The 1,521-nt window shown below is 49.8% G+C and carries 1 rRNA gene; it reads left to right on the forward strand.

The annotated features are described in order from the left end of the window. Nucleotides 1-97: 97 nt before the first annotated feature. Nucleotides 98-1,521, forward strand: a 16S ribosomal RNA gene (locus DYH56_RS15660); the annotation flags it as partial.

The following is a 1,521-nucleotide window of genomic DNA, read 5'->3' on the forward strand; positions in this document are numbered from 1 at the left end:
AACAATCGATTAAGGTGTACAGTGGAATGAACCACTATAAAAATAATTATCTTTTAATAGATAGCTAAACTTCATTTATGAAGTTAGGATATAAATTTGAATGTAGAGTTTGATCCTGGCTCAGGATGAACGCTGACAGAATGCTTAACACATGCAAGTCGACTGGAATTCTTCTTCGGAAGATAGTACGGTGGCGGACGGGTGAGTAACGCGTAAAGAATTTGCCCTTCAGACTGGGACAACTAATCGAAAGGTTAGCTAATACCGGATATTATGAGACCTCGGCATCGAGGACTTATGAAAGCTATATGCGCTGGAGGAGAACTTTGCGTTCCATTAGCTAGTTGGTAGGGTAATGGCCTACCAAGGCGACGATGGATAGCCGGCCTGAGAGGGTGAACGGCCACAAGGGGACTGAGACACGGCCCTTACTCCTACGGGAGGCAGCAGTGGGGAATATTGGACAATGGACCAAAAGTCTGATCCAGCAATTCTGTGTGCACGATGAAGGTCTTCGGATTGTAAAGTGCTTTCAGGTGGGAAGAAGAAAGTGACGGTACCACCAGAAGAAGCGACGGCTAAATACGTGCCAGCAGCCGCGGTAATACGTATGTCGCAAGCGTTATCCGGAATTATTGGGCGTAAAGCGAGTCTAGGCGGCTTGTTAAGTCAGATGTGAAAATGCGGGGCTCAACTCCGTATTGCGTTTGAAACTGGCAGGCTAGAGTACTGGAGAGGTGGGCGGAACTACAAGTGTAGAGGTGAAATTCGTAGATATTTGTAGGAATGCCGATAGTGAAGACAGCTCACTGGACAGATACTGACGCTAAAGCTCGAAAGCGTGGGGAGCGAACAGGATTAGATACCCTGGTAGTCCACGCCGTAAACGATGTTCACTGGGTGTAGGGGGTCGAACCTCTGTGCCGAAGCTAACGCGATAAGTGAACCGCCTGGGGAGTACGCACGCAAGTGTGAAACTCAAAGGAATTGACGGGGACCCGCACAAGCGGTGGAGCATGTGGTTTAATTCGACGCAACGCGAGGAACCTTACCAGCACTTGACATACAACGAACTCGTCAGAGATGACTTGGTGCCGCTTCGGTGGAACGTTGATACAGGTGGTGCATGGCTGTCGTCAGCTCGTGTCGTGAGATGTTGGGTTAAGTCCCGCAACGAGCGCAACCCCTATCGTATGTTACCATCATTAAGTTGGGGACTCATGCGAGACTGCCTGCGACGAGCAGGAGGAAGGTGGGGATGACGTCAAGTCATCATGCCCCTTATGTGCTGGGCTACACACGTGCTACAATGGTTGGTACAGAGAGCAGCAATACGGCGACGTGGAGCAAATCTCAGAAAGCCAATCTTAGTTCGGATCGCAGTCTGCAACTCGACTGCGTGAAGTTGGAATCGCTAGTAATCGCGAATCAGCAATGTCGCGGTGAATACGTTCTCGGGTCTTGTACACACCGCCCGTCACACCACGAGAGTTGGTTGCACCTAAAGTAGCAGGCCTAACC

This window comes from Psychrilyobacter piezotolerans (genome assembly GCF_003391055.1).
Classification (GTDB): Bacteria; Fusobacteriota; Fusobacteriia; order Fusobacteriales; family Fusobacteriaceae; genus Psychrilyobacter; species Psychrilyobacter piezotolerans.